This is a genomic window from Shigella sp. FC1544, assembly GCF_001722145.1.
Taxonomy (GTDB): Bacteria; Pseudomonadota; Gammaproteobacteria; order Enterobacterales; family Enterobacteriaceae; genus Escherichia; species Escherichia coli.
This window is the reverse complement of record NZ_MECT01000472.1, coordinates 1-389: the sequence shown is the minus strand read 5'-3', so window position 1 is coordinate 389 and position 389 is coordinate 1. Positions and strand designations below refer to the sequence as shown.

Annotated in this window: 1 protein-coding gene; it reads right to left on the bottom strand. The window is 51.2% G+C overall.

Annotated elements, in window-relative coordinates; translation table 11 throughout:
- On the bottom strand, window positions 1-389 hold a 389-nt coding region (locus BGK49_RS18555), incomplete at both ends, for an IS66 family transposase (RefSeq protein ID WP_146628141.1).

Here is a 389-nt window from a genome sequence, read left to right as displayed (position 1 = left end):
AGCAGACTGTAGATGATCGCCGCACTTTCTCCTCCCTTGTCTGAGCCGAAAAAGAGATAATTTTTTCTTCCAACCGCCACCGATCGTAACGCGTTTTCACCGATGTTGTTGTCTATTTCCACCCAGCCGTCACGACAGAACTCGTTCAGCGCATTCCAGTGATTCAGGATATAGTCGAACGCCTTCGCCATCTCCGCATGTTTCGACAGCGTTTTCCTCTGCAACTGTATCCAGTCGTACAATGACTGCATCAACTGGACGCTTCTGGCTTTTCTGACTGCAAGCCGTTCCTCTGCCGGACTGCCACGTATCTCCGCTTCTATGTCGTATAACTCTGCTATCCGTCTGAGCGCTTCCTGAGTCATTTCTGTCGGACGGCGCACATCCTC